The organism is Parageobacillus caldoxylosilyticus, from assembly GCF_019272935.1.
Classification (GTDB): Bacteria; Bacillota; Bacilli; order Bacillales; family Anoxybacillaceae; genus Saccharococcus; species Saccharococcus caldoxylosilyticus.
This window is the reverse complement of the sequence record NZ_CP040553.1, coordinates 2,338,778-2,364,875: the sequence shown is the minus strand read 5'-3', so window position 1 is coordinate 2,364,875 and position 26,098 is coordinate 2,338,778. Positions and strand designations below refer to the sequence as shown.

Annotated in this window: 25 protein-coding genes, 16 tRNA genes and 1 rRNA gene; 5 read left to right on the top strand and 37 right to left on the bottom strand. The window is 38.1% G+C overall.

Annotated elements, in window-relative coordinates:
* Positions 1-152: 152 nt before the first annotated feature.
* From BV455_RS12080 to BV455_RS12030, 11 genes are all read right to left on the bottom strand, one after another.
* Positions 153-782 (bottom strand): FMN-binding negative transcriptional regulator, encoded by a 630-nt coding sequence (locus BV455_RS12080; RefSeq protein WP_218687241.1) that lies wholly within the window; start codon positions 780-782, stop codon positions 153-155.
* A gap of 145 nt (positions 783-927) precedes the next feature.
* Positions 928-1,209 carry a hypothetical protein gene (locus BV455_RS12075; RefSeq protein ID WP_190977612.1) on the bottom strand — a complete coding sequence of 94 codons (282 nt, stop codon included), beginning with the start codon at positions 1,207-1,209 and terminating at the stop codon, positions 928-930.
* A gap of 653 nt (positions 1,210-1,862) precedes the next feature.
* Complete coding sequence (locus BV455_RS12070; RefSeq protein ID WP_218687240.1) at positions 1,863-3,098, bottom strand: IS256 family transposase; 1,236 nt, start codon at positions 3,096-3,098, stop codon at positions 1,863-1,865.
* Between the two features lie 506 nt (positions 3,099-3,604).
* Positions 3,605-4,129, bottom strand: a complete 525-nt coding sequence (locus BV455_RS12065) for a GNAT family N-acetyltransferase (RefSeq protein WP_017434850.1) — start codon at positions 4,127-4,129, stop codon at positions 3,605-3,607.
* Between the two features lie 165 nt (positions 4,130-4,294).
* Entirely contained in the window at positions 4,295-4,573 is a 279-nt protein-coding gene (locus BV455_RS12060) for a hypothetical protein (protein ID WP_017434849.1), read from the bottom strand.
* A 716-nt stretch (positions 4,574-5,289) separates the two neighbouring features.
* A complete protein-coding gene (locus tag BV455_RS12055) occupies positions 5,290-5,811 on the bottom strand; it encodes a DUF2971 domain-containing protein (protein ID WP_218687239.1) in 522 nt (173 codons plus the stop codon).
* On the bottom strand, positions 5,808-6,113 hold the full coding sequence (locus BV455_RS12050) for a hypothetical protein (RefSeq protein WP_218687238.1): 306 nt from the start codon (positions 6,111-6,113) through the stop codon (positions 5,808-5,810). Before BV455_RS12050 ends, BV455_RS12055 begins: the two co-directional genes overlap by 4 nt.
* A 157-nt stretch (positions 6,114-6,270) precedes the next feature.
* On the bottom strand, positions 6,271-6,915 hold the full coding sequence (locus BV455_RS12045) for a hypothetical protein (protein ID WP_218687237.1): 645 nt from the start codon (positions 6,913-6,915) through the stop codon (positions 6,271-6,273).
* Positions 6,915-7,391, bottom strand: coding sequence for a phBC6A51 family helix-turn-helix protein (locus BV455_RS12040; protein WP_218687236.1), 477 nt, complete (start codon positions 7,389-7,391; stop codon positions 6,915-6,917). The genes BV455_RS12045 and BV455_RS12040 overlap by 1 nt, the downstream gene beginning before the upstream one ends.
* Positions 7,392-7,416: 25 nt before the next feature.
* Positions 7,417-7,815 (bottom strand): hypothetical protein, encoded by a 399-nt coding sequence (locus tag BV455_RS12035; protein ID WP_218687235.1) that lies wholly within the window; start codon positions 7,813-7,815, stop codon positions 7,417-7,419.
* The gene (locus BV455_RS12030; protein ID WP_218687234.1) at positions 7,812-8,045 is read right to left on the bottom strand and encodes a helix-turn-helix domain-containing protein; all 234 of its coding nucleotides are present in this window, start codon (positions 8,043-8,045) and stop codon (positions 7,812-7,814) included. Before BV455_RS12030 ends, BV455_RS12035 begins: the two co-directional genes overlap by 4 nt.
* Positions 8,046-8,614: 569 nt before the next feature.
* Between BV455_RS12030 and BV455_RS12025 the strand changes: the two genes are divergently transcribed.
* The 3 genes from BV455_RS12025 to BV455_RS12015 all read left to right on the top strand — a co-directional run bounded on the left by BV455_RS12025 (position 8,615) and on the right by BV455_RS12015 (position 11,749).
* Positions 8,615-8,863: a hypothetical protein gene (locus tag BV455_RS12025; protein ID WP_218687233.1), complete on the top strand. Its 249-nt coding sequence runs from the start codon at positions 8,615-8,617 to the stop codon at positions 8,861-8,863.
* A gap of 723 nt (positions 8,864-9,586) precedes the next feature.
* Positions 9,587-10,150, top strand: coding sequence for a recombinase family protein (locus BV455_RS12020; RefSeq protein WP_218687232.1), 564 nt, complete (start codon positions 9,587-9,589; stop codon positions 10,148-10,150).
* A 432-nt stretch (positions 10,151-10,582) separates the two neighbouring features.
* Positions 10,583-11,749, top strand: coding sequence for an IS256 family transposase (locus BV455_RS12015; protein ID WP_218687231.1), 1,167 nt, complete (start codon positions 10,583-10,585; stop codon positions 11,747-11,749).
* A 239-nt stretch (positions 11,750-11,988) separates the two neighbouring features.
* Here the strand turns inward: BV455_RS12015 and BV455_RS12010 are convergent, their stop codons facing one another.
* Entirely contained in the window at positions 11,989-12,330 is a 342-nt protein-coding gene (locus tag BV455_RS12010; protein ID WP_218687230.1) for a hypothetical protein, read from the bottom strand.
* 704 nt (positions 12,331-13,034) lie between these two features.
* Between BV455_RS12010 and BV455_RS12005 the strand changes: the two genes are divergently transcribed.
* Positions 13,035-13,952 (top strand): hypothetical protein, encoded by a 918-nt coding sequence (locus BV455_RS12005; RefSeq protein ID WP_218687229.1) that lies wholly within the window; start codon positions 13,035-13,037, stop codon positions 13,950-13,952.
* 132 nt (positions 13,953-14,084) lie between these two features.
* Here BV455_RS12005 and BV455_RS12000 read toward each other — a convergent pair whose 3' ends face one another.
* On the bottom strand, positions 14,085-14,882 hold the full coding sequence (locus BV455_RS12000) for a DUF3644 domain-containing protein (protein WP_218687228.1): 798 nt from the start codon (positions 14,880-14,882) through the stop codon (positions 14,085-14,087).
* Between the two features lie 80 nt (positions 14,883-14,962).
* Positions 14,963-15,595, bottom strand: a complete 633-nt coding sequence (locus BV455_RS11995; protein WP_218687227.1) for a hypothetical protein — start codon at positions 15,593-15,595, stop codon at positions 14,963-14,965.
* Positions 15,596-15,742: 147 nt separating this feature from the next.
* On the opposite strand from BV455_RS11995, the gene BV455_RS11990 reads away from it, so the two are divergent.
* Complete coding sequence (locus BV455_RS11990; protein WP_183363814.1) at positions 15,743-16,621, top strand: IS982 family transposase; 879 nt, start codon at positions 15,743-15,745, stop codon at positions 16,619-16,621.
* A gap of 352 nt (positions 16,622-16,973) precedes the next feature.
* Here BV455_RS11990 and BV455_RS11985 read toward each other — a convergent pair whose 3' ends face one another.
* From BV455_RS11985 to BV455_RS11880, 23 genes are all read right to left on the bottom strand, one after another.
* Positions 16,974-18,134, bottom strand: a complete 1,161-nt coding sequence (locus tag BV455_RS11985; RefSeq protein ID WP_218687226.1) for a hypothetical protein — start codon at positions 18,132-18,134, stop codon at positions 16,974-16,976.
* 105 nt (positions 18,135-18,239) lie between these two features.
* Entirely contained in the window at positions 18,240-18,695 is a 456-nt protein-coding gene (locus BV455_RS11980; RefSeq protein WP_218687225.1) for a hypothetical protein, read from the bottom strand.
* A gap of 86 nt (positions 18,696-18,781) precedes the next feature.
* On the bottom strand, positions 18,782-19,573 hold the full coding sequence (locus BV455_RS11975) for a hypothetical protein (protein WP_218687224.1): 792 nt from the start codon (positions 19,571-19,573) through the stop codon (positions 18,782-18,784).
* Between the two features lie 197 nt (positions 19,574-19,770).
* Positions 19,771-20,031, bottom strand: coding sequence for a hypothetical protein (locus BV455_RS11970; protein ID WP_218687223.1), 261 nt, complete (start codon positions 20,029-20,031; stop codon positions 19,771-19,773).
* A gap of 21 nt (positions 20,032-20,052) precedes the next feature.
* On the bottom strand, positions 20,053-21,045 hold the full coding sequence (locus BV455_RS11965) for a tyrosine-type recombinase/integrase (protein WP_218687222.1): 993 nt from the start codon (positions 21,043-21,045) through the stop codon (positions 20,053-20,055).
* A 166-nt stretch (positions 21,046-21,211) separates the two neighbouring features.
* A tRNA-Leu gene (locus BV455_RS11960) sits at positions 21,212-21,299 on the bottom strand.
* A gap of 57 nt (positions 21,300-21,356) precedes the next feature.
* Positions 21,357-21,442, bottom strand: a tRNA-Leu gene (locus BV455_RS11955).
* Positions 21,443-21,452: 10 nt separating this feature from the next.
* Positions 21,453-21,526: transfer RNA gene (locus tag BV455_RS11950), tRNA-Cys, on the bottom strand.
* Between the two features lie 6 nt (positions 21,527-21,532).
* Positions 21,533-21,604, bottom strand: a tRNA-Gly gene (locus BV455_RS11945).
* A 4-nt stretch (positions 21,605-21,608) separates the two neighbouring features.
* Positions 21,609-21,683 (bottom strand) — tRNA-Gln (locus BV455_RS11940).
* Positions 21,684-21,698: 15 nt separating this feature from the next.
* Positions 21,699-21,771 (bottom strand) — tRNA-His (locus BV455_RS11935).
* Positions 21,772-21,791: 20 nt separating this feature from the next.
* Positions 21,792-21,865, bottom strand: a tRNA-Trp gene (locus tag BV455_RS11930).
* Positions 21,866-21,874: 9 nt separating this feature from the next.
* Positions 21,875-21,956: transfer RNA gene (locus BV455_RS11925), tRNA-Tyr, on the bottom strand.
* An 8-nt stretch (positions 21,957-21,964) separates the two neighbouring features.
* A tRNA-Thr gene (locus BV455_RS11920) sits at positions 21,965-22,040 on the bottom strand.
* A gap of 47 nt (positions 22,041-22,087) precedes the next feature.
* Positions 22,088-22,163: transfer RNA gene (locus tag BV455_RS11915), tRNA-Phe, on the bottom strand.
* 14 nt (positions 22,164-22,177) lie between these two features.
* A tRNA-Asp gene (locus BV455_RS11910) sits at positions 22,178-22,253 on the bottom strand.
* A gap of 8 nt (positions 22,254-22,261) precedes the next feature.
* Positions 22,262-22,335, bottom strand: a tRNA-Met gene (locus tag BV455_RS11905).
* A gap of 8 nt (positions 22,336-22,343) precedes the next feature.
* Positions 22,344-22,419: transfer RNA gene (locus tag BV455_RS11900), tRNA-Val, on the bottom strand.
* A gap of 13 nt (positions 22,420-22,432) precedes the next feature.
* Positions 22,433-22,504, bottom strand: a tRNA-Glu gene (locus tag BV455_RS11895).
* A 16-nt stretch (positions 22,505-22,520) separates the two neighbouring features.
* Positions 22,521-22,611, bottom strand: a tRNA-Ser gene (locus tag BV455_RS11890).
* A 4-nt stretch (positions 22,612-22,615) separates the two neighbouring features.
* A tRNA-Asn gene (locus BV455_RS11885) sits at positions 22,616-22,690 on the bottom strand.
* 200 nt (positions 22,691-22,890) lie between these two features.
* The gene (locus BV455_RS20675) at positions 22,891-23,013 is read right to left on the bottom strand and encodes a hypothetical protein (RefSeq protein ID WP_275973705.1); all 123 of its coding nucleotides are present in this window, start codon (positions 23,011-23,013) and stop codon (positions 22,891-22,893) included.
* 62 nt (positions 23,014-23,075) lie between these two features.
* A 23S ribosomal RNA gene (locus BV455_RS11880) occupies positions 23,076-26,006 on the bottom strand.
* Between the last annotated feature and the right edge of the window lie 92 nt (positions 26,007-26,098).

The window sequence follows — 26,098 nt, the reverse complement described above, 5'->3', positions numbered from 1 at the left end:
CATCAAAATTTCGTTTATTTGAGAAAATAATCCCTTACCTCTTGCCAGTTGTTAACACTAACATAACCTGTTTCATTCACATTATGAGGTGATGTAAATAAAATATTGAAAAACTTAAAGGGAAAGTGTTTAACGTACTATTGTATGATCCATTATGTATTATCTTTTTTAATATTCTGTTCCATCATTTTTGCAATTTCTGCTGAATTATATTTGTTGCTTGTTTTTAAACCATTAATAAGGTTTTGTTGTCTTTCTATTGAGTGATTCTGGCTTAACTTCCATTTCCCTTCCATCCTATTTATTGAGATTTCAAATACAACTATACCGTTCATTAAGCCATCTATGAATTCATCATCAAATTTAGCATTCCAGGGGTTGGGCATAGATGATTCATAAAAATTAACCGTCTTTTCCATCCGTTCAACCATTTCTTCTTTTTTCTCTATGATTCTAACTGTTCCATATACATGAACTGCTACATAATTCCAGGTAGGTACAGTGTTTGGCTCGTTATACCAGGAAGCGGAGATATAAGCGTGGGGACCTGGAAAGACTACAAGAACTTCTTTACCATTTAATTTATTCCAGTGAGGATTCCGTTTTGCCATATGACTAATCAACACACCGCTATCTCCCGTTTTTTCATCCATGAAGAAAGGCAAATGTGTTGCCAACGGTCCCCTTTCTTCCTGGGAAAATAAAATTCCAAAACTGTTGTCTCTAATAAAATTTACTAATTTTTTTTTATCATTAACCTCAAAAGCTTTTGGTATGTACATTTCTGATTTCCCTCCAATTATTTTTACATATTTTGTTATAAAATTGAAATAAATTTACCCAATACAAAAACCTTCCTTGTAATTAAACTAATTCATCCGTTAGCTCAAGAAGGATTGTGTATATTTAGAAGTAAAAAGGTAGGTTCTAAGAAGATTCTTTTCTTCTTTCTTCAAAAAAAATAACCAAAATAGAGGAAAAGACAAGGATTAGTCCAATACCTGTAAAAATCAAACCGACTAAAGAAGCTCCCATTCCCCTAAACCCTTTAACGGTGTTTAATCCGTAAAGAAAAAAAGAGATGCCCAGTAAGATAACTATTAGAGAAATAAATATTGAAAATATTCTTTTTTTCAACTTAATGGTTAATAAGAACAATATACCAAGTATTGTTGCCGTACTTAAAAGATGATTATAAAGAAATTCCATTAAATACCTCCTCATCATTAAAGCAGATTTTTCTCTTTCACGTTATCATAAGGATTTGTTAAACATTATTGTTAACATTTTTCCAAAAAAAGACCTGCTTTTAGGTTCTTTTATATGTCTTCTTTAACTAACTGACTCCATTAATTAAATTCGATTTAAAAACCATTCCCTTGAAACAAAATCCTCATTACTTCAATTCCAAAAAAGTAAAATAAACCAATCAAAATGCCAAGAACTATAGATATTCTTTTCCAAAGTCCTTTTTCGCTAAGTATGGCGAAAAACAAAGATAAAATAATTTCCGTTATCATTAAAGCACGAAACGTTGACACTTCGGGATTAATGATTGATGTTAAAGTCATCCCCAAAAAAACAATTGCCAATATAATTAAAACGAATGAAATAATCCCTAAAATATTTTTTCATCTTCTCCCCTCCAATAGGTCAAGTCCAAATTATTGTGTAAATTCCCCTTTGATAGACAACATGGACCTGATGACTTGACGTATAGTAGGTAAGTCCGGCAAGTCTCCCTGCCAGTCGCCTTCCGGACAAAACATCATGTTGTCAAGGAACAGGCGTGTCAAGGAGCTTTCGCGGCATATCCTCGCTTCGCTCCGGTATTCCACGTTCTCCTTGACACGGCGTAGAGGTTATCCCACTCTCTTGATCGCCGGAGCCTCCTGATTCACCGATCGAGCTTCTTGCTCTTTCGTTTTCCGCCACTGCCAATATTCGGACATATCTAAGTATTTACGTCCCGACATCCATTTTTCATCGATTTCGATCAACACGGCACCAACGAGGCGATACACCGATTCCCGGTTCGGAAAGATGCGGATGACCCGTTCTCTGCGGCGAATTTCTTCGTTCAGCCGTTCCACTCCGTTTGTCGTACGCAGACGCCGACGATAACGGTCCGGATAGTCCAATACGGCGGTGGCGTCTTCGAATCCCTCTTCGAGGATTTGCATGGCTTTTGGGGCTTTTTCTTCCCATTTGGCCAGCACTTGTTCCAATAACAGCCGGGCCGTTTGCTTATTTGGAGCATGAAGAATCCCACGAATCTCCTCGAGCAAGGCATCCTGCATATACTTTGGTGCGGCATCGAGGATATTGCGAATAAAATGTGTCTGGCATCGTTGCCATGTAGCGCCTTGGAAATGCTTTTCAATGGCTTGCACCAGCCCACCGTGCTGATCCGAGATGATCAAGTCCACTCCCCGGAGTCCTCGGTCTTTCAGCCATCCGAAGAACTCGCTCCAGCTGGACTCCGATTCACTGTTTCCGATTTGCAGGCCAAGAATTTCCCGATATCCTTCCTCATTCACTCCTGTAGCGATCAACACGGCTCTGGAGCGTACTCGTCCATCCTCCCGGACTTTCGTATAAATAGCATCTACTAGCACAAACGGATACACGTGTTCATGAAGGGAACGGTAATTCCAGTCTTGGACAATCGGATCCAGTCCCTTGCACAGCGAGGAGACCGTGGACTTGGAAAACGAAGTGCCGCATAATTCCTCCGTGATTTGAGTGATTTTTCGGGTAGACACCCCGTTTACCACCATTTCCATTAGTGCCAGTACCAGTGCTTGTTCGCTCCGTTGATACCGTTGGAACAGTTCCGTAGAGAACTCCCCATCTCTTGTCCGTGGAACGCGCAAGGTCAACCGTCCCACCCGGGTCGTCAGCTGGCGTGGATACGAACCGTTTCGATAGCCTTTTCGTTCTTCCGTTCGTTCATAACGGCGAGCTCCCAGCTGTTCTTCTACTTGTGCCTCGAGGATTTGATTGAGGACTTGTTCCAATAGCTTAGCTAATCCTTCATCTCTGGTGAATAACCCGTGCAAAAGTTCATCATTTAGGGTAATATGATATTGAGCCATGGTTGCATTCCCCCTTATGTTTGGTGTTTTTGGTCCACTGTTTATTCTACCAAAGGGGAAGCAACATGGCTCTTTTTCTATTTCCCTTTTTACACAATTATATGGACTTAACTCCTCCAATAATCAGCATTACAAAATTTGTGTGCTTATCCTCCCATAATACGAGCTAAATAATAATAAAAACTCCAGACACCTAAAGAACTAAGACTACTTAATAGAACAGCAAGAGATAACAACAGGTTAGCATTGGCTTCACTTCTATAACGGACCAAAAACGTAATAGATAGGATGATGCCAACAATGAAAAAAGAAGCCATGCCGTCCATAACGTACCGAAGGGGAATCCAGTATCTATGAGGTAACCTATTATAAAGACAAGATTGACCAATAAAAATATAGAAAGAATGACTTTCTTCATCTACATTTTCACCCTTTTCTATAAACTAAAGCCATCTTATGATGATAAGGTAGCTTTTTTGTACATATTTTATTCAACTATAGCACTCTTAGTTCAAAAACCCTTCGTTACTTTCTTTAACCCCCGAGTATATATAATGGTTTTTACCGAAAATAAATACTTCTTTTTCCTTAGTGAAACCAATCTTCTCTGCCACACGAATGGATGGAACATTTTTTGGGTCAATAATACTTATCAGCTTATTTAAACCCAATTTATCAAACGCATATTCCTTGCACGCTTTGGCTGCTTCTGTTGCGAACCCCTTGGACCAATATTTTTTATTCATGTGGTATCCAATCTCCACTTCTATACTGTCATTTATTTTTTGTTTCACAAGACCACAATCACCTATCAATTCATTCGTTTCCTTCAAACAATCCATCCATAATCCATAACCATCATTCCGATATCTATCTTGATTTCGTTTCATCCAGTCTTGGGTTTGTTGAATGCTAAAAGGGGCTGGATAAAACTTTATGGTTTCTGGGTCAGAAAAAATATGATGTAGAGAAGTAATATCTTCATCTTTATACTGTCTTAATATCAGCCTTTGTGTTTCAAGAACAAACATTTCCCCATATCCTTCCTTTTTGTTTAATCTCACGTTTTATAAGATAATGAATTCCTTGCTCCTTCAACTTTTCTACCCCCTTAACCAACCATAAAGCTAGCTTCACCACAGATGATGGAAGTTAATTTGTTCTTCCATGGGAGTTGAGTTCTTTGTATTTTGCTACTAAATATCTAATAATGGCAGTAGTATGTCTTCGACCCACTGTATAAATTTTTTATGTGCCTCATCATAATTCCTCGCTTTGAATATTAAAGCACCAAAATCTTTATCTATTTCATATGTTGTACCGAATAATTCCGCCAGCTTATTATTGTCAAATTCATTAAAAAACACCTCCCAGTTTCCTTCATCATCATTCCAGAAACCCGTAGCAGAAGTATAAAAGCCTGTCTGTTCTTGATAATAATCTAAATGCCAATGTCCATAACTCTCTTCAATCATAAAAATCCCGCCTCATTTTTATAACGTTTATTCAACCTTCCCCGTTAATCGAACAAAGATAACTATGCCTTATTTCAAGCATCGTTACCGTTAGTCGAGAGTTAACCTCTTTTTATTCTCTTATTTTAGGTTCTTTATATGAAATTACGTCAATTATATGATTTCATCGTACATTCCTGCAAAATTTTTATAACTCTGCCTTTGCATAACCCGTACTTTTGCTAATTTAATACCTCACCTTTAAGATTATTTCAACTAGACATGATCCTAAAAGGTGCTTAACAATACGATGGAAATGTCATCTTTTTTGTTCACACGATTAGCCTTTTGCTTTAGTTCGTTAAAAAACAAAAAAACCAATGCTCTGAGTCGCTCAAAGCATTGGCTTTACAGGCTTTTCGTTATGTATGGTGCCGATGGTGGGAGTCGAACCCACACTCCCTCACGGGAACACGATTTTGAGTCGTGCATTCGGTTAATAAAATCAGTAATAAAACTGTGAAGTACCGAGATATTAACGTTTATTCAACAGTAAATTGTGGTTAATACTGAATCACTTCATACGACTAATTATCAATTAACATTTTAATAACACTTGACAAAAAATGCAATAGCTTTTCAGTTACCTTCTAGAGATTCTATAAATATTACATACCAAGTTTCACAATCTAAATAATAACCTTTAACAATCCATGTTGCTTTTTATCTTTTTTGAATTATAATAAATCAACTGTATCTAAATGAAAGAATTCATGGTTTGTCATTTCCAACTTGTATAACTTAATATCTTTATCAACAATTGAAGCTATTTCTTCAATATCTTTCTGACTACAATTCATCCCAAAATAAATTGCTGAAGGTTTTACTGGACAATCCACCAAAGCACCATTTCCTGAAGTTTCTTTAGAATCAAAGTCTAATACTCTCCACTCTTTTTCATATTCCCAGCTTTTATGTTTCAGCAACATCAGAAAGAAAAGCACGTATGGATTAGAATAAAATTCGCCACTTATTAGACTTTTCAACACATTAGTTATATCGTACCTCTTAATATCATATCCAACTGGATGTAACATCTTAATAAAATCATGATTCGCTTCTAACTGGCTAAAATCGTACTCAATACATATACCTTTATGGTTATCAGCGTAATTTCCCCACATCGGCATATTATATAGACTTTCGGTAAAACAAACTACTTTTACGTGATTCCTAAACATTGTTAATGTTTGATTCAATGATTCAATAATTCATCGACAGTTTTTCCATTTTCCTTGTGTATTTCTTTTTGTTTTATGAATTGTCTTAATTCTTCTTCGTTGTAGCATGTAGGCTGACAATCAAATGGGTCATTCAATGCAACTGCTTTAGAGAACCAAAGCTTATTATCCTTTAAAGCTTTCAACCTTGATTCTCTATTATTATCACTAATTGGCTGATATTTATATAGCTTTTTCGGTATATTTTGATGTTTCAATTTATAACTCGCTTCTCTATCTTCAAAAAAAAGTTTTACATATTCTTTAAACCACGGTTTCAAATAAATCCCTCCGAATAATATTTTTCCCATTTCAATTATATCACCAATATACTTACACCTATTATTTCCTTTATATTTTTTATAAATAGAATATAAAAAAAGAACCCACTGAATACAGAACCAGTAAATGAACTGTAAACAGTGGGTTTAATTATTATTAAATCATTCCCATTTTCTCGGCTTCTTTTACTTTCTGAACAAGTTCATGTGGGAATTTACCCCTTAACGCTTCATAGATTTCCCATCTGCTAATTAAATTATCACCATCATTAAACATATCTGATGGTGCAGAAAGGTAAACATCTTTCTTTAATCCCAATTCTACAAGAAGTTTAGCATGTTTATATTCAACTTTATAAATTCTGCCATATTCCTTTGAAGCTTCATATAATGCTTTTAAATAGTCCAGCTTTGCCTTGTTCATTTTTGCTTTAATCTCCGCATATTTCCCCATCTTTTCTTTGTTAAAATCCTGCACGATTTCTGACATTTTAGCAGTAACTTCAAGTAAATCTTCTTTTTGATACTCGTTAATTACATCCAGCTTATGACCTAAATCACGTACAACTTCTTCTTTTTCCTTCATTTCAGCTTCAATTTCTTTCATAGCTTCCCTTGTTATCTCATTCATAACATAGCTTTTATAAGCTGTTCTGAAGTTCTCATAAGCTTCATTATACGCTTTTTCAGCTTCTTTATATTGCTTTACTGTTTCTTCTGACGTTCTTTTATATCCTTCTTTAATTTTTTCAGCTTTTTCAAGCAGTTCTTCCATCTGTTTTAAATATTTTTCTTTTGCCATTATTCAACATCCCCCTTTAATCGACCTACCAGTATTGCTTTCTTTTCATCAAGAGTTTTATTTGAACCAGTTGTATTATGTGTATTTAATAAACCTAACCGTTCCATTTGCTGACGCTGGTCGAGTTCTTTAAGATAATTTAAAGCGTCAAAGAAAAGCAGAATCTCTTTAACGCTTGGATTCTCTTTATAAGCCAACTTCAGAACATGCTTCTTCATTTGTTTGTAAGCTTCCAGTTCTTCCTGCGGAACAATGCTATTAATCAGCTTTGTTACATAGTCCATGAAAACTGGATTACCTTTGTATTCATCCGAATAAAAGGTTTTGGTTGAGATACCTTGTTCTTTGCAGAAGTCGGCAATGGTGAAGTTATCTAAAAACTGCCCTTTCGCATATGCTTGGGCAATTTTAACTTGTTTTTCTGATAAAGAAGCTGGTACTTCCACCTTTTTAAAATTTTGTTCCAGTCCGTTCACTATTCCCCACCCCTTTAACATACAGTTAAGATTTCAGCTTTAGAAACTTTGTTTTTTGGCTGGTATTCTGAATCATTGCTTTCACATGGTTCATATAAAGGTTGCTTTCGATTATCTTCTGAACAAGATTTAAACAATATTTTCCATTAACATTTTTCTTATTGATTTCATGCTGAAGCTTCCGAATGTCAACCAGCAGTTTTGCTTTATATTTCAATGCAAGATTTTCATAAGTTTTTAGATGTTCAATGTTTGTATCACTAGAACAAGGCACTTCAAATTGAAAAGAAGTGTTTTTTATTTCTTCAAGTGCTTCTTCAAGTAACACTGTAAGCATTGGTGCTTCAGCTTTATATGTTCCGTTCCGTAAAGCTTTTTCAACGTACAAAAGGTTCTGCATAGCTTGCTTCATCGGCATCATCATTTATCATCCTTTCGGCTATGAATGACTGCTATTAATAAAGCAATGTCGCTTTCAGTAATCCCTGCATCGTGAAAAGCTTCTTTTATTTTTCGTTCCGTTGCTGGTATAAGCTTTTTAGTTCCAGTTTCAAGCTTACTAATAAACGAATCATGAACCCCGATTTTTTGGGCAAGTTCTTTTTGCGTCATTCCTGCAAGTTTCCTTACAAGCTTCAGAACGTCTTTATTCACTTCATTCCCCCCTTTATAGGTCAAATAATCTGACTGATTGACCAAAAAATAAAAAGGCACTGGAACAAGCCAGCACCATCGCATATATAGATACTTCATTGAAGCCAAAAATAAGACAAGATATAATAAAATAAAAATTGTTTTTCAAGATACCCCCTACTAAATGAAAGGCTGTGTAATTGTTTATTGTTGTTTTTCTTAAAACTACGGACAGAATAAGTAAAAAGGAATTGGGATATGGAAGCATTGTTTATTGGGTTGTCATTTCTCATTTTGGGACTAGCTTGTTTCTTTTGGTTCTTGTTTAAATACACGAAAGATGCACACAAAAAGGAACTTGAAGATTGGCAATGGGTGCGAGACGATAAGTTTTTCTCGTGGGTAGAATCGGATATAAGTCTTCTCCATCGAATAGGAAGTAAATCCTACATTCTAACAAAGGTAATCCTTCTGTTTTTCGCACTTATTCCAGTTGTATTCGGTGTTTTCGCTTTATGGGTATTTTTCTCTGATTAAAAATCAACATTCAACTTTAACAGAACCAAATGAAAAAAGGAGTAATAAATCTAATGAGTAAACAAACTGATGAAAAAATGACTGAAAAAACGATTGAAGAAATTAATGAAATGTTCAGGGAATTTAAAGATTACTTTAACGAGTTTACTGAACGTATTAGCGATTTTAGAAATTCTTTTCAATCCGAAGTTAAAAAAGTGAATGACCGATTAGATTCTATTAGCGAACGGTTTGAGAAGGAGAAGAATGAAACACTGGAACTTATCGAGAAGATAAACAGGAATTTAACACACAATCCATAAAATACCATCATTTAAAAATTAGTGTATGTAAATTTTAAACCCAAACCCACCATAACCTACAGGGTACTACCCCAAAATCCCCCCTATTTACTGAAAAGGAGTAAGTAAAGGAGTGTTCTTTATAAAATTTTTTACTGGAATTTTGCAAATAGTTACAGGATTACTATTATTGTTATTGGGTTATACAAGTTGGTTTAGAAGTATATTTGAAAAATTAGGATATCCAACTGAAGATATATACGCTGCAAGATTTATGGGTTTTGTTTTTATATTATTTGGTTTAGCTTATATTCTATATAAAGCATTTCGGAAAAATAGACGTTAATAAGGAACTGTTATAAATTTCCATAATCTAAAATCTGTGTTCACGTGTATGGTTTTATAAATCCACCAGCAAAACACCCTGATACCCCATATGGTAGGGTGTTTTGTTTTTGAATCAAATAAAGATACTTAACACCCTATCAGAAGCTTCAGATTCTCCTATAAACGCTGGTAACGGTTCAGGAAAGTTAACCCCTACCAAGATAAACGCAATAGAAGCGATTTAAAGCGTTATACGCCCTTCTTTATTTTTCAGCATATCCCCTACATGTTTAAAAAATTTAAACGTGTCATAACTTAAAAGAATTGACACCGTTTTATAGGTGTTGTAATATCAAGGTGTCATATGGTGTCAAAACATAGTGTCATAAATATGCTATCAAAAGGGGAAGTTACATAATGAAATACGGATATGCACGTGTAAGTACAGTTTCACAAGATTTAGAAGCACAAATACAAACTTTAAAAGCTGAAGGATGTGAAGTAATTTATTCAGAAAAGTTCACTGGAACAAAAGCGGATAGACCGCAATTTAAAGCATTGCTGGAACGTTTAAAAGAAGGTGATACACTGGTAGTTACAAAACTTGATAGGTTTGCACGTTCAGCTTCAGATGCAATGATAATTGTAAAAGATTTATTTAAACGTGGTGTAAAGGTTCATGTACTGAACATGGGAATAGTTGAAAATACACCTACTGGAAGATTGATTTTTAATATATTGAGTGCATTTGCAGAATTTGAACGTGATATGATTGTCGAACGCACCCAAGAAGGAAAAGCTATTGCAAAACAAAAACCTGATTTTAGGGAAGGCAGACCAAAAAAATACAGTAAAAAGCAAATAGAACATGCTTTAAAACTGCTGGAAACTCATTCATATAAACAAGTTGAAGAAATGACCGGAATATCAAAAAGCACTTTAATACGTGCAAAAAGGGAACTGAAAGAATCAGTTGAATAAGCTGGTTCTTTTTTATTGCTTAAAACTTTCCTTCAGACGCTTTATTTTTGCCATTCTAGCAGTGTTTTAACTGAAGGGAATACCCGAATATTAGCCAGCGTTAAAACCAGCAGAAAACAAAATAAGCGGTTTAAATATATTTGAACTGGAAAATAAACGTAGCGATTTTATTTCACACGCTTCAGGTGTGTTTTGTGTAGTTTCGGCATCACAAGCTTCCATAACTGTAAATGTGACAAATTTGTGAACAAACAGTATTGCAGCTATGCTACAAATAAATTTTCGTCTGACAAAAATAAATTATTCTTCCCTTCATTCTTCCAACGATGATGTATAAAATTTTGTGTAAAGCATTTTGCTAGAACAAAAGAAAAAAGGTAGGGTATTCTCTGATTTGGACCAACACATTCCAGAGAAAGGAGAACCCTACCTATGTCTAAAAGTATACCGAATGTCGACTGGACAAATCAACTGGAAAGCGTCATTCGTCAGTTTGTAAAGGAAAAATTAGAACTGATCATGCGGGAAGAAATCAAGAATTTCCTCGAAATAGAACAAGCCGGAACATCGAATATGAGAAACGGCTACTATCAACGAAATCTAGATACGCAATATGGCCGGATTGAAGGTCTTTTGGTCCCTAGAGACCGAAACGGAGAATTTCAAACGCAGCTGTTTGCCCCTTACCAACGCCACACGGGCTGGCTGGAGGAAGCCATCATCAGGATGTATCAAAGTGGCATGAGCACACGTGAAATTGGCAAGTTTATTGAACGAATTTTAGGCAATGCCTATTCTCCTGCAACGATCAGCCGTATTACCGATGTAGTGAAGGAAGACATCGAGAAATGGCACACTCGTCCACTGCACAAGCGTTATTCTGTCTTATATTTGGATGGTTTATACGTAAAACTTCGTCGCGAAACCGTGGAGAAAGAAGCCATTTATGTGGTGTTAGGGGTGAATGAAGAAGGATATCGCGAAATTCTTGATTTCTTTGTGGGAGGACAGGAAAGCGCCTATGTATGGCAGGAGATTCTTCAACAACTATACAACAGGGGCGTCAAGGAAGTGCTTCTGGGCGTATTCGATGGACTACCGGGGTTGGAGGAAGCCTTTAAGGCGGTTTATCCGAAAGCCGATGTGCAGCGTTGTGTCGTTCACAAAGTCCGCAACACGCTCCATCGTGTTCGGAAAAAAGACCAATTCGAAGTGGCCGAGGATCTCAAGCTGATTTATCGCGCGCCGAATAAGGAGATGGCGTTACAAATGTTTCAACAGTTTGAGTCGAAATGGTCCAGCAAATATCCAAGAGAAGTTCAATCTTGGGCCAATGAGTTGGATGTCCTCCTTACATTTATGGATTATCCAAGCAGTATTCGAAGTGTGATTTACACGACCAATGCCATCGAACGAACGATCAAGGAGATTCGGAAACGCCTAAAACCGATGAACAGTTTGAATAGTTTAGAAGCCGCTGAAAAAGTCGTGTATTTGACCATTCAAGATTTTAATGAGAAATGGGCAGGGCGAAAGTTGCGAGGATTTGCCGAAGCGCATGAAGCCCTTCAACGAATGTTTGAAGAACGTTATCATTAACCAAATACTGTAAATAAACAAAATAGGGGGATTCTCCCTTTCCACACAGGAGACTGAATATTCAGTCTCCTGTGTGGAGAAAATCAGTCCCCTATCAATTCAAATCCATTTCAGAGAAACCCTACCCCATTACATTACACAAAATTCTTGACGGTACCCTTCCAACCAATATATAACTGTATATATGGCAAATAAAAAAAGAAACACCGTATTTAAACAGTATTCCTCTTCCTTTCCCATTACAGTTTCGGTTTTACAATCCGTACTTTAAATTCATTATTCTGATACATCTTCCAAACTTCTTCACCTATCCACGTATAAACCTGATTTACTGTAAGCCATTTAAACTGTTTTGTTCTCCACTTTTCAGGATAGAACCGGATAGCACCAGCCATACAAATATAAGTTTTTTCATATCCCCATTTTCTTACCATATCTTTTATACGGTCTACATCATGTTCCCTGAAATTAAAATCAATCTTAAATACCCTTTTATATCGTTTAACCCATTCTTTCATAAGTACTGCTGTACAAATTTCTAAATCTATATCTGATAGTACTTCCCCCGATAATGTTTCCATATCTGTTAACACCCTTCCTTTTAATGTTGCTACAACCCATAAACAACATTAGGAAGGAATTCAGACATACTTTTACGGTTATTTACTGGAAGAATGAAATAAAGACTAAATAAAACAGTTTAACCGTTATATATATGCTTCGCTTCGTTGCACTTCGCTTCGCATCTTCTCGAAGCTTCTCGAATACTCTCGAAGCTTCTCGAAGAACTTTTTAAATTAAACAATAAAACATTTTTATTAATAATGCTGGTGATAATGGTATATTACCCAGCACCTTTTAAATTTAATTAATAGTTTTATTTAAAAAGTGGGGAAAGCTTGTCTTTCCCCTCGCGTTAGCGATAAATAATAACGGTTATTTAATCTGTTAATTTATCCATTTTTTGTGTTGGTGTACCGGATTCTTTAAAAGCAAAATCCATTATATATAATAGGGGCATTGAGTGGATTGAAGTGTCTTCAACCTTACAGCCACAAGGGTTTCAGCGATTTTTGAAATGCACAAAAAAAGGCACCAACCAGCCCAAAAATGCACAAAAAAAGGCACCATGACATTTTTAAAACTTTGTCTTACTTTTTAATACTGCTGTTAAATACCTTCTCTGTATGTACAGATTAAAACAGTTTTAACACGTCTGAAGCAGTTTAAAAAACTGTTTTAGGGTTGTAACGGTTTTAATCCAAGTAACGAAAGGGGAAGGTGTTTGACAATGACTGCAATGAATACAGTGAACACAACAAAAGAACGCACGTTAAAGCTGGTTTCTAGTGACGGTGAAATAGTAGGGGAATTTAACCCTGATACTCAATATATCAGAAACAGAAAACAAGATGATTTTATGAAGCAAAACGAAAAGGCAAAAAAAGAATTTGAAGAATTTAACAAAGACGCTGGTAAATTCATATGGTCATATCCTGAAAAGATTCGGCAGTTAATTAAATCAGAAGAATTTACAAAATCAGATATAACAATGATTTTTTACCTTGCTACCTTTGTAAATAGTGCTGGTTACTTATCCCATGATAATGGTGTGAAGTTCAGCAAAAAAGATATTCAGGAAAAGCTTGAAATAAGCAGAAACGCTTTTTCAAAATTCTTTAACAAGTTAATTGACCATAAAATTCTGATTCCTTCAGGCAAAAATTTCATGTGGAATGATGAGTATAATTTTTATGGTTCTACAAAAGGCAAGGCAAGCCCTACAATGTTGGTGCGTTCTTATGTAAATCAAATTCGTTATTTGTATGAAGCAAAAAACCGTAAGGGTAAAAAGCTTTATTCAGCTATTAAGCTTTATCCAGTGTTTGCACTTATTCCATATTTACACCATTCCACAAACATTATTTGTAAAAATCCTGATGTAAAAAACATTGAAGATATTGAGTACTTCAACATTAAAGAAATCGCTGAATTACTAGATTTAAACCAAACCAAAAAAGTATCTTCAGGGTTATCTTCACTGCTTTTAAACGGGCAAACAGTATTTGTTAAGGTGGAATGCAGAAACGAAACATATTTAAAACTGAATCCACGTATTTTTTGGCGGGGAACAGTTGCACCTGATAAAAAACTGGTTGCTGAATTTGATATGATTGATAACAATCGTAAGAAATGGAAATAGAAATTTAATTTTATGATTTCTGACGTACGTACTAATAGGTAAACAGTTCCTTTACTAAAAAAACTCCCCCGTTGAATAGTATTTATATTACTCAATAGGGGGGATTATTTTATTTAAAAGAAGTAAAATCATTCATTCTTCTTGTATAATAAAGTTTTCATCTAAATTACATGAACAACTAATCATTTGTCCACCACACTTCGGACAGATTTCTAAATCACATCCAAGTACATGATAATAACCTTCTTTTACTCCACAATCCCCACAATGAGATTGTTTATAAACATCATATTGACTTTGTTCATCCCCAAACTTTATTCGTTTAAACTCTTTACCATCTATATTTTTTAAAGAAGTAATTAACTGTGATTCAACAAATTCAATTGGATAATGTTTAGGTACCTTAATTCCATTATATAAAACAAATTCATTTTTAAATTGTTCAATTAAAAGTGCTTCTTCTTCCCAATATTCAGGAGAAATTTTGTCATGTAATTCTTCTCCTAAAAATCGGTAATGAAAAGATTGAAGAAACTCAAAGAGAATAGCGTAGATTCTAGAACATTCCTTAATATCAAGTTCTGATTCAAAATGAACGATTTTGTTACGTAATTCAATTGCCTGTTTAATTTTGATTTCATCGCTTTGGTTTAATTCTATTCTTAAAATATTCTTTAACCTGTGCAAAGCCTTTGAAATTGAAACAGTTTTATCTGGTTTATCAATATTTTCATATATAAAAAATTCATTTTCTCTTCTTAGCACTTCTTTAAACATTAACTCCATTGCTTGGACAATATCTACCAATGAAAACATCCAATATCGTTTATATTCTTCAGGATAATCTTCATGAGTAGCTAAATGATAAAAATACAATGAATTATTTAAAAAAGCATACGCATTTTCTAACAAAGTAGTCTTTATCTTCATCGCATTTCACCTAATTCATATTCTATAATTCCCCTAATTGCCAGTTGAAATAACCATTTTCATTTTAATTGAAATCTGTTTTATTTATTTCTAGTACCCTTTTTTTCATTATATAGGTCTATTAATAAATCTCTTACTGCCTCATAAAATCTTTTACAAAATTCATTTTCTATCAAAATATTTCCATGCTTCGAAATGTTTAACCCGGGTACACGTGAGATAATATTCCTTATTTCTTGCTGTTTATTTTCATCTAAAATTGTATCCACATTCCCACCGTTATGTACAATAACATTTCTAATTTTATTACAATCTTTGATAAATTTCCAATTCTCAGATTGAAAAGGTGAATGAATACCAAATACTTTTTTGAAATATTCTTTTCCTTTGTCTATTCCTTTATCTTTAATACTTGATAAAATTTCTTTATTAGTACATTGTTTAAGTAATTGATATTCAAAAAAACTGTAAATACTAATAAACACTGAAGTTCTTAAAATTGAAGGATAAAGTTCACTATATGTATAATAATCATCTATGTACCAATCCCAAAATTCATCTTGTTCTTCATCATCCAGTTCTTTTGACATCTCAATTAATTTTAACTTTTGCTTTTCCAGATTTGCTTCTGCTTCATCTAAGTAATCTATATAATCTCTTAAAGGATGTAAAACCATCAGATAAAATCTTGCATCTGCCCCTCTTCGAAACATAAATTCACCTTGCTTTTTATTCTTTCTTCTAAATTTAAATTAATATACCCGTGGTGCTAGATAAAATCAGACAAGCATAAAAATAGCCCTTGCATGAGGATCTCCTTAAAATGAAAGTGCGACCAAACATTTAAAAGGAGAATTCACATGCAAGAGCACTTTCATTTTACAACAGATCGAGCCAAACTTCAAAAACAATATGAAGCGATTTTGTTCTTTGTATCGGCTCAACTATCGAGTATCCAGATTCCTCTTCAACGTCGAAATCGTCATTTGTTGAAACAGAAAGACGAAGTCATCATCGCCATCCATGTCCTTGGAAAGTTGTTGGGCTTCACTTCCGAACGGGCTTGGCACCGGTTTGTGATTGGGAATTTGTTTCCCAAGGCCTTGTTCCCTGAGCGTTCTCGGTACAACCGTCGCTGCCGGGCGCTTGGCTTTGCGATCAAGTGGATGCGGCACCAGCTGGCCAAGCGCGGGCAGCACCATGCGTATGCGGTTGTGGACAGCTTGCCGATCGAGTTGTGTCATTCATCCCGAATGTATCGCGTCAAACGGTTTCGTGGAATCGCCGATATTGGCTATTGTGCTTCCAAAAGGATTGCTTTCTATGGGTTAAAACTTCATCTGCAGGTCACCGATCAAGGGCTTCCGATGGGATATGTCGTCACCGAAGCGTCTTGTCACGACCGGGTGGCCGCTGAAACCGTCATGACACAAATTCCACATTCGTATAACCTAGGTGACAAAGGGTACATCAGCCAAAAACTGCAAAAGAAGCTGTACGAAGAGCATCGAGTTGCTTTTTGGACGCCTGTTCGAAAAAATCAGCGAATTCGCCAATCAGACGCATGGAAACAGTGGATGAAACGAAAACGCAAAGTGATTGAAACCGTGTTTTCGATTTTAGTCGATTCATATCGGATCACCGAGATTCGAGCGAACTCAATTTCTGGATTTGAAACGGCACTGGATGGTATTTTACTGGCTTACTCGCTTGTTGTTCTTAGGCTAGTTGAGCGTTAAGACTCAACTAGCACCACGGGTATTAATATACTAAATATTATCATTTTTGTTAAGTAAATTCTTTGATTATATTGTCGAATAGTCCCGATGTTTATATGTCTGAACTTATACCTTCTGTTGCTTCAGGGTTGTAAAGAAACAATAAAAAATTAAAGCGGTAAAACATTTTATAAAGTGAATTCAGAAATTTGAAAGAAACTTCTCCTAATAAAAATACTGGTTGCTGAATTTGATATGATTGATAAAACTGCAAAAAAGCGTAACACTTAATAAATAACAATGCATCGCAATTAATTTATTCTAATCCTTTTCTTCCACTGATATTGAATTTGTTTCCTTCTTTACTGAAGAATCATAGGTAATCTGTATATTTTATTTTCGATAATGGACTTTCGGGATTTGTAATGTCCCCTTTTTTATACTCTTTAAAAACAGGGTGCGACACCCTATCCCACCATACAAGTATTTTCAGATTTTCAGGTAAATAGTCATCTATCATTTTCACTAGTTTTGTACAAACTTCTAATGTATTAATAACTTGATTAACTGTAGTCGTTAATAGTGGTAAGAGTTCAGATAAATTAGAAGAACTATGAAAAGCAGAAGGATGTATAAAACGGTTACGTATTTTATTTATTTCTATATACTTTTTTATCAATCTATCCAATTCATTATTTTTATTTTTAATAAACTCTGGTAACACTAGGCTTTTTATAATTTCTTCATCTTCTACTTTTTGAAGTTGTAAAATACTTTTTCCTGATTCACTGTTTGGCTGATAATTAATTTGTTTTAAATTATAGAATAAATAATATAAGTATGATTCAACAAAAGTAACTGAAGATACCCATAGTATTCTGGATAGAGAACTTATTTCATATCTTATTCTACGATTTTCAATGTTGTTTTTTCTCTCGATAAATGGAACACTATCATCAGCCATTGCAGACTTGTATTGTTCTATCTTATCAACCAAAATATTCCAATTATTAACAATATCGGTGTATGCAAAAAATTCTGGTACAGTAAGAATCATTCCATCAAATAAATTGAATTCAATCCAATGGTGGAGTTGTATATTTTTATGTGTAGCTTCATAAAGCTTTTTTACATCAAGTAATTTTTGGACTTCACTTACGTTAACCAAGAAAGTTCCATGTTTTTTTGTTTCTGAAACTAATTCTCTGAAAAACTTAATAATATTATCTATTGTTTGATAATCATTATAATTATGAAAAAAATTATCCTTCAAACTTTTTTCTACTGTACCCTTTAAATAATCTAATACCTTTTGGTTTTTAAATTTTTGTGGTTCTCTTTTTATGCTATAAACCCACTCAAAATTTTCTTCTTGTCCTTTTGTAAGCTGCCTACCAAAACAAATATTTATAAAAACTGCTGTTAATGCATACTTATAACATTTTTTTGGAATTCCACTTAAACGTTTCATAGTCTTTCCACTAAGCAATTCTTCTAGTTCATTTAGTAATCGCGTTCTAAAATCAATAGCCATGTCTACCACTCCAACATTTCAGGCTATTAGTTATCACTGATATACTATAAAAGCACTTGTTAAAATAAATCTATATTAAACGCTTTGCTAATTATAGTTATCCATCTAACCGTTACTTTCTGGGAACATTAATTTAATCAGCAACTTCCCATAATTTATTAAACCTGAAATTGCATCTAGTGCATCATTTGTATTTTTAGCCTTTTCAATAATATCCATAACAATTCCTTTTGCTTCTTCTTCAGTTTGTGCCTTTAAAACATTTGTCATTTCCTTAAATAATTCAAGCATTTCTTCATTGATTTCATTATTTTTTCTTATCAAACCGACCATTTCAGGCAAATAAGCAGTATTTTTCATTATCTGTTCAACTAGTAATAACAGTTGTTTTTCACGTTCCTCTTTCTCTTGTTGTTTTATCGCTATTTCTCTGTGCTTCTGTTCAATTTCTTTAGTTACCTTTGTAATAGCACTGATATCAATTTCAGGCATTTTTAGAACTGGCTTTTGAATCTCAGGTATATTGATTTTTAAGTTAGAAATTCCTTTAAACTTGTCCATTCCCCACCCTACTTTCTTACCTATATTCACCCCAATTATATAACAAATTTTGCTAACTGCTAAGAGTGATTCACATTTGAAGTTAATTAATGCGTATCTGATTCCCACCAGTAATTAAATAATTCCTTCCAGTATATAGCTTTAAATTTCTTATTTAAGACTCCGTAAAAGAAGCCATATGTATTTGTTACCCTGCTGAATTTTATCTTTCTCACAAGAATTTTAAATGCTTGAATAGCTGTTTCTAGAATATCACTAGTTAAACTGTTTTTTCTTGCTGAAATCTCCACCAACTTCCAATATTCTTCAATCTTTTTAGCATCATTAAAGAAACACTTCACTAAATTTACAAATTGTTTTGGAACTCGTTCACTTACGAATGATGCATCTAAAGTTGTATCCCTTTGTTCAGAATAATTTACTTCAGTGTTACGTATATTATTATTATTTTGGTTGTTAGTTTCAGAAAGGTTGTCAGTTTGTGGTTGGTTCAATTTTTCGTTTTTAGATGGTTCAACACTTGGGTAATAACGATTGAACACATATACATTACTGGATTTAGAACCGTTTTTACGTACTGTACCATATACCACTAACAAACCCAATTTTTTTGCTTTTGCAACCATACGTTTAAAAGTCGAACGTGAAATACCAACTTCATCTTTTTCATGTGTCGATGATACAATCGTTCCAATTTTAGCATTACAAACCCCTGCAACCTTTGCAGAAAAACGAATTAATCGTTTTAATGCAACAAGTTCTGATTTTGTAAATTTATTTTTAATGTCAATCATCCACTGTTCAATGTTGTTGTTAAAATCTTTTATATCTCTAAATTGTGATAGATATTTAAAGTTTTCTATGTTTCCTGACTGCATTTTCTGTTCCCCCATATATGTAACGGAACACCACAGTCAACTCTTCATTCTAAAAAAGGCAATACTAAAGAAACCTTGCATCATCGATTTTTTTTCGATAAAATGAAGGTGACTGTACGGTTTTCCGTATTCAGTTTTAAACAGTTCATATTTGTGGTCACGTGCTGGTAACACGTGGCTTTTTCTTTTATCTTTAATTATCTCTTTATGGCATCACATAAATTTAATAATGTTAGTGCAAACCTTTCGCCTTCTTCAACACCTATCCTAACAACTGCTTCTACTTCCTTTGCACCATCTTTAGCTATCTCAATTAAAATGGTGTCGTCTTTATTCTTTTCATTGTATTTTGACTCCCTATATACTTGTCTTGCATCTGAAAGATTGAAATAATGGCTATTAACGCCAATGTATAGTCCTTTTTCTTCTGTATCATATGTTTTATATCTAAGTTCCATATTAATTTTCCCCCTAAATACTTATATATCTCGCTTTTCTAGTACCTTAACAGGTGAAAATCTCTTATGACTATCTCTTACATCAGTACCAAATAGATTTACATAAGTTTTTACTATTTCCATGCTTGTATGACCAAGAATAGTCTGAAGTTCAAAGATGTTTGCACCTTGCTGAACACTTAACTTTGCAAATGTGTGTCTAAAGGTGTGACAACTACAACGAACCCCTTTTATTCCAGCAAGAACTCCATATTTTTCGATTCTGTTCTGTACTCCACGTTTTGTCATAGGTTTACCATCTATTGTTACAAATAAGGCATCATTCTCTACATATCCACGAATTGCGATATACTTTTTTAATTGATTCTTCATTTCTTTCTGTATAGGAACTAATCGTTCCCTATAACTCTTTGCATTTCTAATACAGATAAGATTATCTTCCCAGCGTATATCAGCTAAAGTTAATCCAATTAATTCATTGACACGAATACCAGTTTCTAAGAGTAGCATCATAATGGTGTAATCACGAAATCCAGTAAATGTTTTTAAATCAGGCTGACGAAATAACTTGTTTAATTGTTCTTTTGAAAACGTAGGAATAACACGTTTTCTATCTTTAAGTAACTTTATATTTTCCATTGGATTATTGGGAATGTACTTTTGCTTATGAAGGAAGTTAAAGAACGCACGTAAAGCACGCAACCTTGTATTGATTGAAACAACCTTTGCACCCTTATAGTTACGCATGTATAAAATGACATTTTCTTTAATATGTTCTTCAGTTATATTGGAAGGTTTAAGTAAAGTTACATCAATTCCTTGTTCGCTAAGCTGATTCAGAAAAGCAGAAATCTCATTTCGATAATACTTGATTGTGTATGGCCTTAAATTACGTATTTCGCAATCTTTTTCAAAAAGTTCTAATGCATCTTTAAATGTTTCAACATACGAATTACTTTTTTGGCGAACAATAGAAAGTTCAGCATCACTTAAAACATTCTTACGTCTAGTCATAACTGAACACCCCCTATCTATGAACACGATTTGTTCACACGATTTGAAGCAATTCAGTAAAAACAAATTACAGTTAAATAAACAAAAAAAACGTTCTCCACAATACTGTGAAGAACGTTGATATTTCGGTACTATTCACGTTTAAATTACTGTAAAATATTATGTATGGTGCCGATGGTGGGAGTCGAACCCACACGGGGGGCTACCCCACACGATTTTGAGTCGTGCGCGTCTGCCAATTCCGCCACATCGGCGTAAAACACATATCTGATTATACAATAGCAACAATAGAAAGTCAACAACTTCTTTCATGCCGAGGGCCGGACTCGAACCGGCACGGTAGTTACCTACCCCAGGATTTTAAGTCCTGTGCGTCTGCCAATTCCGCCACCCCGGCGCCACATCAGTGGAGGCGGCACCCGGATTCGAACCGGGGATAAAGGTTTTGCAGACCTCTGCCTTACCACTTGGCTATGCCGCCACAGAAAGCGGAAGACGGGACTCGAACCCGCGACCCCCACCTTGGCAAGGTGGTGTTCTACCACTGAACTACTTCCGCATTATGGCTGGGGTAGCTGGATTCGAACCAACGCATCACGGAGTCAAAGTCCGTTGCCTTACCGCTTGGCTATACCCCAACAATAGAAGGAAAGGGCGACTAGTGGGAATCGAACCCACGCATGCCAGAGCCACAATCTGGTGCGTTAACCACTTCGCCATAGTCGCCACAAACTGTTATTCTTTTATGGCAGGGGCAGTAGGAATCGAACCCACACCGGAGGTTTTGGAGACCTCTGTTCTACCATTAAACTATGCCCCTGCGTGAAAATGGAGGGGGACGGATTCGAACCGCCGAACCCAAAGGGAGCGGATTTACAGTCCGCCGCGTTTGGCCACTTCGCTACCCCTCCGTAATTGATGGTGCCGACTGCAGGACTTGAACCCGCAACCTACTGATTACGATTCAGTTGCTCTACCAATTGAGCTAAGTCGGCATATAAGGATTAATATACACTCTTGACATATTGAAGTAAAAAGTAGATGGTGGCTCGGGACGGAATCGAACCGCCGACACAAGGATTTTCAGTCCTTTGCTCTACCGACTGAGCTACCGAGCCGATATATTTATGAGTGGCGGTCCCGACGGGACTCGAACCCGCGATCTCCTGCGTGACAGGCAGGCATGTTAACCACTACACTACGGGACCTATACGGATTGCGGGGGCAGGATTTGAACCTGCGACCTTCGGGTTATGAGCCCGACGAGCTACCAGACTGCTCCACCCCGCGACGATATGTGGTGGAGGATGACGGGATCGAACCGCCGACCCCTTGCTTGTAAGGCAAGTGCTCTCCCAGCTGAGCTAATCCTCCAGCAAAAAGAAAGTGACCCGTACGGGATTCGAACCCGTGTTACCGCCGTGAAAGGGCGGTGTCTTAACCACTTGACCAACGGGCCATGTGTAATTAAGTAGTGGCGGAGAGCAAGGGATTCGAACCCTTGAGGCGCTATTCACGCCTACACGATTTCCAATCGTGCTCCTTCGACCACTCGGACAGCTCTCCAAGATGGCTCCGCAGGCAGGATTCGAACCTGCGACCAATCGGTTAACAGCCGATTGCTCTACCACTGAGCTACTGCGGAACGAGATAAAGATTAAGCTATACTCACTTTTATTTTATATTGCCTCTTCCTCTTCCAGCAAATCCAAAGATGCTTGATGCGTCGAGGCAACTCGCAGCGGATTCATGGAAGCATAAGCTCGTTGCTCCCCACTGAGTTACTGCGGAATAATTTGGACAAGTATTATTATAATGACCAATGCTGCTGTGTCAAGAGTTTTTTTATTTCATTCCTTCAAAACTAGATAACCGTCTGCTTGGAAGAAGCCAAGCGCCTCCGCTTTTCGCGCTGTCTAGCTCCGGACGCCATCGGCTCGCGACGCTTCGGTCCCGTTGCGGCGGCAACAGCCTCCTCACGGGCCCTCCAGCGCGTGTCGCCGATAGGCGGGCGTCCTCCGCTTTTCTGATTGGTTAAGTCCTCGATCGATTAGTATCCGTCAGCTCCACGTGTCGCCACGCTTCCACCTCGGACCTATCGACCTCGTCATCTTCGAGGGATCTTACTCGCTTGACGCGATGGGAAATCTCATCTTGAGGGGGGCTTCACGCTTAGATGCTTTCAGCGCTTATCCCTTCCGCACATAGCTACCCAGCGGTGCCCCTGGCGGGACAACTGGTACACCAGCGGTGCGTCCATCCCGGTCCTCTCGTACTAAGGACAGCTCCTCTCAAATTTCCTGCGCCCGCGACGGATAGGGACCGAACTGTCTCACGACGTTCTGAACCCAGCTCGCGTACCGCTTTAATGGGCGAACAGCCCAACCCTTGGGACCGACTACAGCCCCAGGATGCGATGAGCCGACATCGAGGTGCCAAACCTCCCCGTCGATGTGGACTCTTGGGGGAGATCAGCCTGTTATCCCCGGGGTAGCTTTTATCCGTTGAGCGATGGCCCTTCCATACGGAACCACCGGATCACTAAGCCCGACTTTCGTCCCTGCTCGACCTGTCCGTCTCGCAGTCAAGCTCCCTTGTGCCTTTGCACTCTCCGAATGATTTCCAACCATTCTGAGGGAACCTTTGGGCGCCTCCGTTACCTTTTGGGAGGCGACCGCCCCAGTCAAACTGCCCACCTGACACTGTCTCCCACCCCGATAAGGGGTGCGGGTTAGAATTTCAATACCGCCAGGGTGGTATCCCACCGGCGCCTCCACCGAAGCTGGCGCTCCGGCTTCCCAGGCTCCCACCTATCCTGTACAAGCGATACCAAAATTCCATATCAGGCTGCAGTAAAGCTCCACGGGGTCTTTCCGTCCTGTCGCGGGTAACCTGCATCTTCACAGGTAGTATGATTTCACCGGGTCTCTCGTTGAGACAGTGCCCAAGTCGTTACACCTTTCGTGCGGGTCGGAACTTACCCGACAAGGAATTTCGCTACCTTAGGACCGTTATAGTTACGGCCGCCGTTTACTGGGGCTTCGGTTCGCACCTTCGCTTTCGCTAAGCGCTCCCCTTAACCTTCCAGCACCGGGCAGGTGTCAGCCCCTATACTTCGCCTTTCGGCTTCGCAGAGACCTGTGTTTTTGATAAACAGTCGCTTGGGCCTTTTCACTGCGGCTCCCTCGGGCTCATCACCCAAGAGAGCACCCCTTCTCCCGAAGTTACGGGGTCATTTTGCCGAGTTCCTTAACGAGAGTTCTCCCGCGCACCTTAGGATTCTCTCCTCGCCTACCTGTGTCGGTTTGCGGTACGGGCACCTCTCACCTCGCTAGAGGCTTTTCTTGGCAGTGTAGGATCGGGGACTTCGGGACCGATGGTCCCTTCGCCATCACGGCTCAGCCTTTATGCCAGACGGATTTGCCTATCTGGCAGCCTAACCGCTTGGACAGGCTATTCCAGCAGCCTGCTCGCCCTACCTTCCTGCGTCCCCCCATCGCTCAAACGGTGAGGAGGTGGTACAGGAATCTCTACCTGTTGCCCATCACCTACGCCTTTCGGCCTCGGCTTAGGTCCCGACTAACCCTGAGCGGACGAACCTTCCTCAGGAACCCTTAGGCTTTCGGTGCAGAGGATTCTCACCTCTGTTTTCGCTACTCACACCGGCATTCTCACTTCTAAGCGCTCCACGAGTCCTTCCGGTCTCGCTTCGGTGCACTTAGAACGCTCCCCTACCGATGACCAGCGGTCATCCCACAGCTTCGGTGGCACGTTTAGCCCCGGTACATTTTCGGCGCAGAGTCACTCGACCAGTGAGCTATTACGCACTCTTTAAATGATGGCTGCTTCTAAGCCAACATCCTGGTTGTCTGGGCAACTCCACATCCTTTTCCACTTAACGTGCACTTTGGGACCTTAGCTGGTGATCTGGGCTGTTTCCCTCTCGACCACGGATCTTATCACTCGTAGTCTGACTCCCAAGGATAAGTCGTTGGCATTCGGAGTTTGACTGAGTTCGGTAACCCGATGAGGGCCCCTAGCTCAATCAGTGCTCTACCTCCAAGACTCTTCCCTTGAGGCTAGCCCTAAAGCTATTTCGGGGAGAACCAGCTATCTCCAGGTTCGATTGGCATTTCACCCCTACCCACACCTCATCCCCGCACTTTTCAACGTGCGTGGGTTCGGGCCTCCAGTAGGTGTTACCCTACCTTCACCCTGGACATGGGTAGATCACCTGGTTTCGGGTCTACGACGACGTACTATACGCCCTATTCAGACTCGCTTTCGCTGCGGCTCCGTCTTTTCGACTTAACCTCGCACGCCATCGTAACTCGCCGGTTCATTCTACAAAAGGCACGCCATCACCCATTAACGGGCTCTGACTACTTGTAGGCACACGGTTTCAGGTTCTCTTTCACTCCCCTTCCGGGGTGCTTTTCACCTTTCCCTCACGGTACTGGTTCACTATCGGTCACTAGGGAGTATTTAGCCTTGGGAGATGGTCCTCCCTGCTTCCGACGGGATTCCCCGTGTCCCGCCGTACTCAGGAGCCACTCGGGAGGGAACGAAGTTTCGACTACAGGGCTGTCACCTTCTCTGGCGGGCCTTTCCAGACCGCTTCGTCTACCCCGTTCCTTTGTCACTCCCATCTGAGTGGTCCTACAACCCCAAGAGGCAAGCCTCTTGGTTTGGGCTGTTCCCGTTTCGCTCGCCGCTACTCAGGGAATCGCGTTTGCTTTCTTCTCCTCCGGGTACTAAGATGTTTCAGTTCCCCGGGTGTGCCCTCCATACCCTATGGATTCAGGTATGGATACTGCCCCATTACGGGCAGTGGGTTCCCCCATTCGGACATCTCCGGATCAACGCTTGCTTACAGCTCCCCGAAGCGTTTCGGCGTTTGCCCCGTCCTTCATCGGCTCCTAGTGCCAAGGCATCCACCGTGCGCCCTTTCTAACTTAACCAACATCAGCGCTTCTCGGCTTCTTCCTTTCGGTTATCTAGTTTTCAAGGAACGAACTTATTTTCCGCATCTGCTTATAGATACAGACCTAAA

Excerpts from the sequence above, each read along its gene's own strand:
- BV455_RS12080 (WP_218687241.1), bottom strand. The coding sequence starts at position 782 with ATGTACATACCAAAAGCTTTTGAGGTTAATGATAAAAAAAAATTAGTA.
- BV455_RS12065 (WP_017434850.1), bottom strand. The coding sequence starts at position 4,129 with ATGTTTGTTCTTGAAACACAAAGGCTGATATTAAGACAGTATAAAGAT.
- BV455_RS12010 (WP_218687230.1), bottom strand. The coding sequence starts at position 12,330 with ATGGAAACATTATCGGGGGAAGTACTATCAGATATAGATTTAGAAATT.
- BV455_RS12020 (WP_218687232.1), top strand. The coding sequence starts at position 9,587 with ATGAAATACGGATATGCACGTGTAAGTACAGTTTCACAAGATTTAGAA.
- BV455_RS12025 (WP_218687233.1), top strand. The coding sequence starts at position 8,615 with ATGAGTAAACAAACTGATGAAAAAATGACTGAAAAAACGATTGAAGAA.
- BV455_RS12045 (WP_218687237.1), bottom strand. The coding sequence starts at position 6,915 with ATGGCAAAAGAAAAATATTTAAAACAGATGGAAGAACTGCTTGAAAAA.
- BV455_RS11995 (WP_218687227.1), bottom strand. The coding sequence starts at position 15,595 with ATGTTTCGAAGAGGGGCAGATGCAAGATTTTATCTGATGGTTTTACAT.
- BV455_RS12060 (WP_017434849.1), bottom strand. The coding sequence starts at position 4,573 with ATGATTGAAGAGAGTTATGGACATTGGCATTTAGATTATTATCAAGAA.
- BV455_RS11975 (WP_218687224.1), bottom strand. The coding sequence starts at position 19,573 with ATGCAGTCAGGAAACATAGAAAACTTTAAATATCTATCACAATTTAGA.
- BV455_RS12015 (WP_218687231.1), top strand. The coding sequence starts at position 10,583 with ATGTCTAAAAGTATACCGAATGTCGACTGGACAAATCAACTGGAAAGC.
- BV455_RS11970 (WP_218687223.1), bottom strand. The coding sequence starts at position 20,031 with ATGGAACTTAGATATAAAACATATGATACAGAAGAAAAAGGACTATAC.
- BV455_RS12070 (WP_218687240.1), bottom strand. The coding sequence starts at position 3,098 with ATGGCTCAATATCATATTACCCTAAATGATGAACTTTTGCACGGGTTA.
- BV455_RS11965 (WP_218687222.1), bottom strand. The coding sequence starts at position 21,045 with ATGACTAGACGTAAGAATGTTTTAAGTGATGCTGAACTTTCTATTGTT.
- BV455_RS11990 (WP_183363814.1), top strand. The coding sequence starts at position 15,743 with ATGCAAGAGCACTTTCATTTTACAACAGATCGAGCCAAACTTCAAAAA.
- BV455_RS12000 (WP_218687228.1), bottom strand. The coding sequence starts at position 14,882 with ATGAAGATAAAGACTACTTTGTTAGAAAATGCGTATGCTTTTTTAAAT.
- BV455_RS12075 (WP_190977612.1), bottom strand. The coding sequence starts at position 1,209 with ATGGAATTTCTTTATAATCATCTTTTAAGTACGGCAACAATACTTGGT.
- BV455_RS12035 (WP_218687235.1), bottom strand. The coding sequence starts at position 7,815 with ATGATGATGCCGATGAAGCAAGCTATGCAGAACCTTTTGTACGTTGAA.
- BV455_RS11985 (WP_218687226.1), bottom strand. The coding sequence starts at position 18,134 with ATGGCTATTGATTTTAGAACGCGATTACTAAATGAACTAGAAGAATTG.
- BV455_RS11980 (WP_218687225.1), bottom strand. The coding sequence starts at position 18,695 with ATGGACAAGTTTAAAGGAATTTCTAACTTAAAAATCAATATACCTGAG.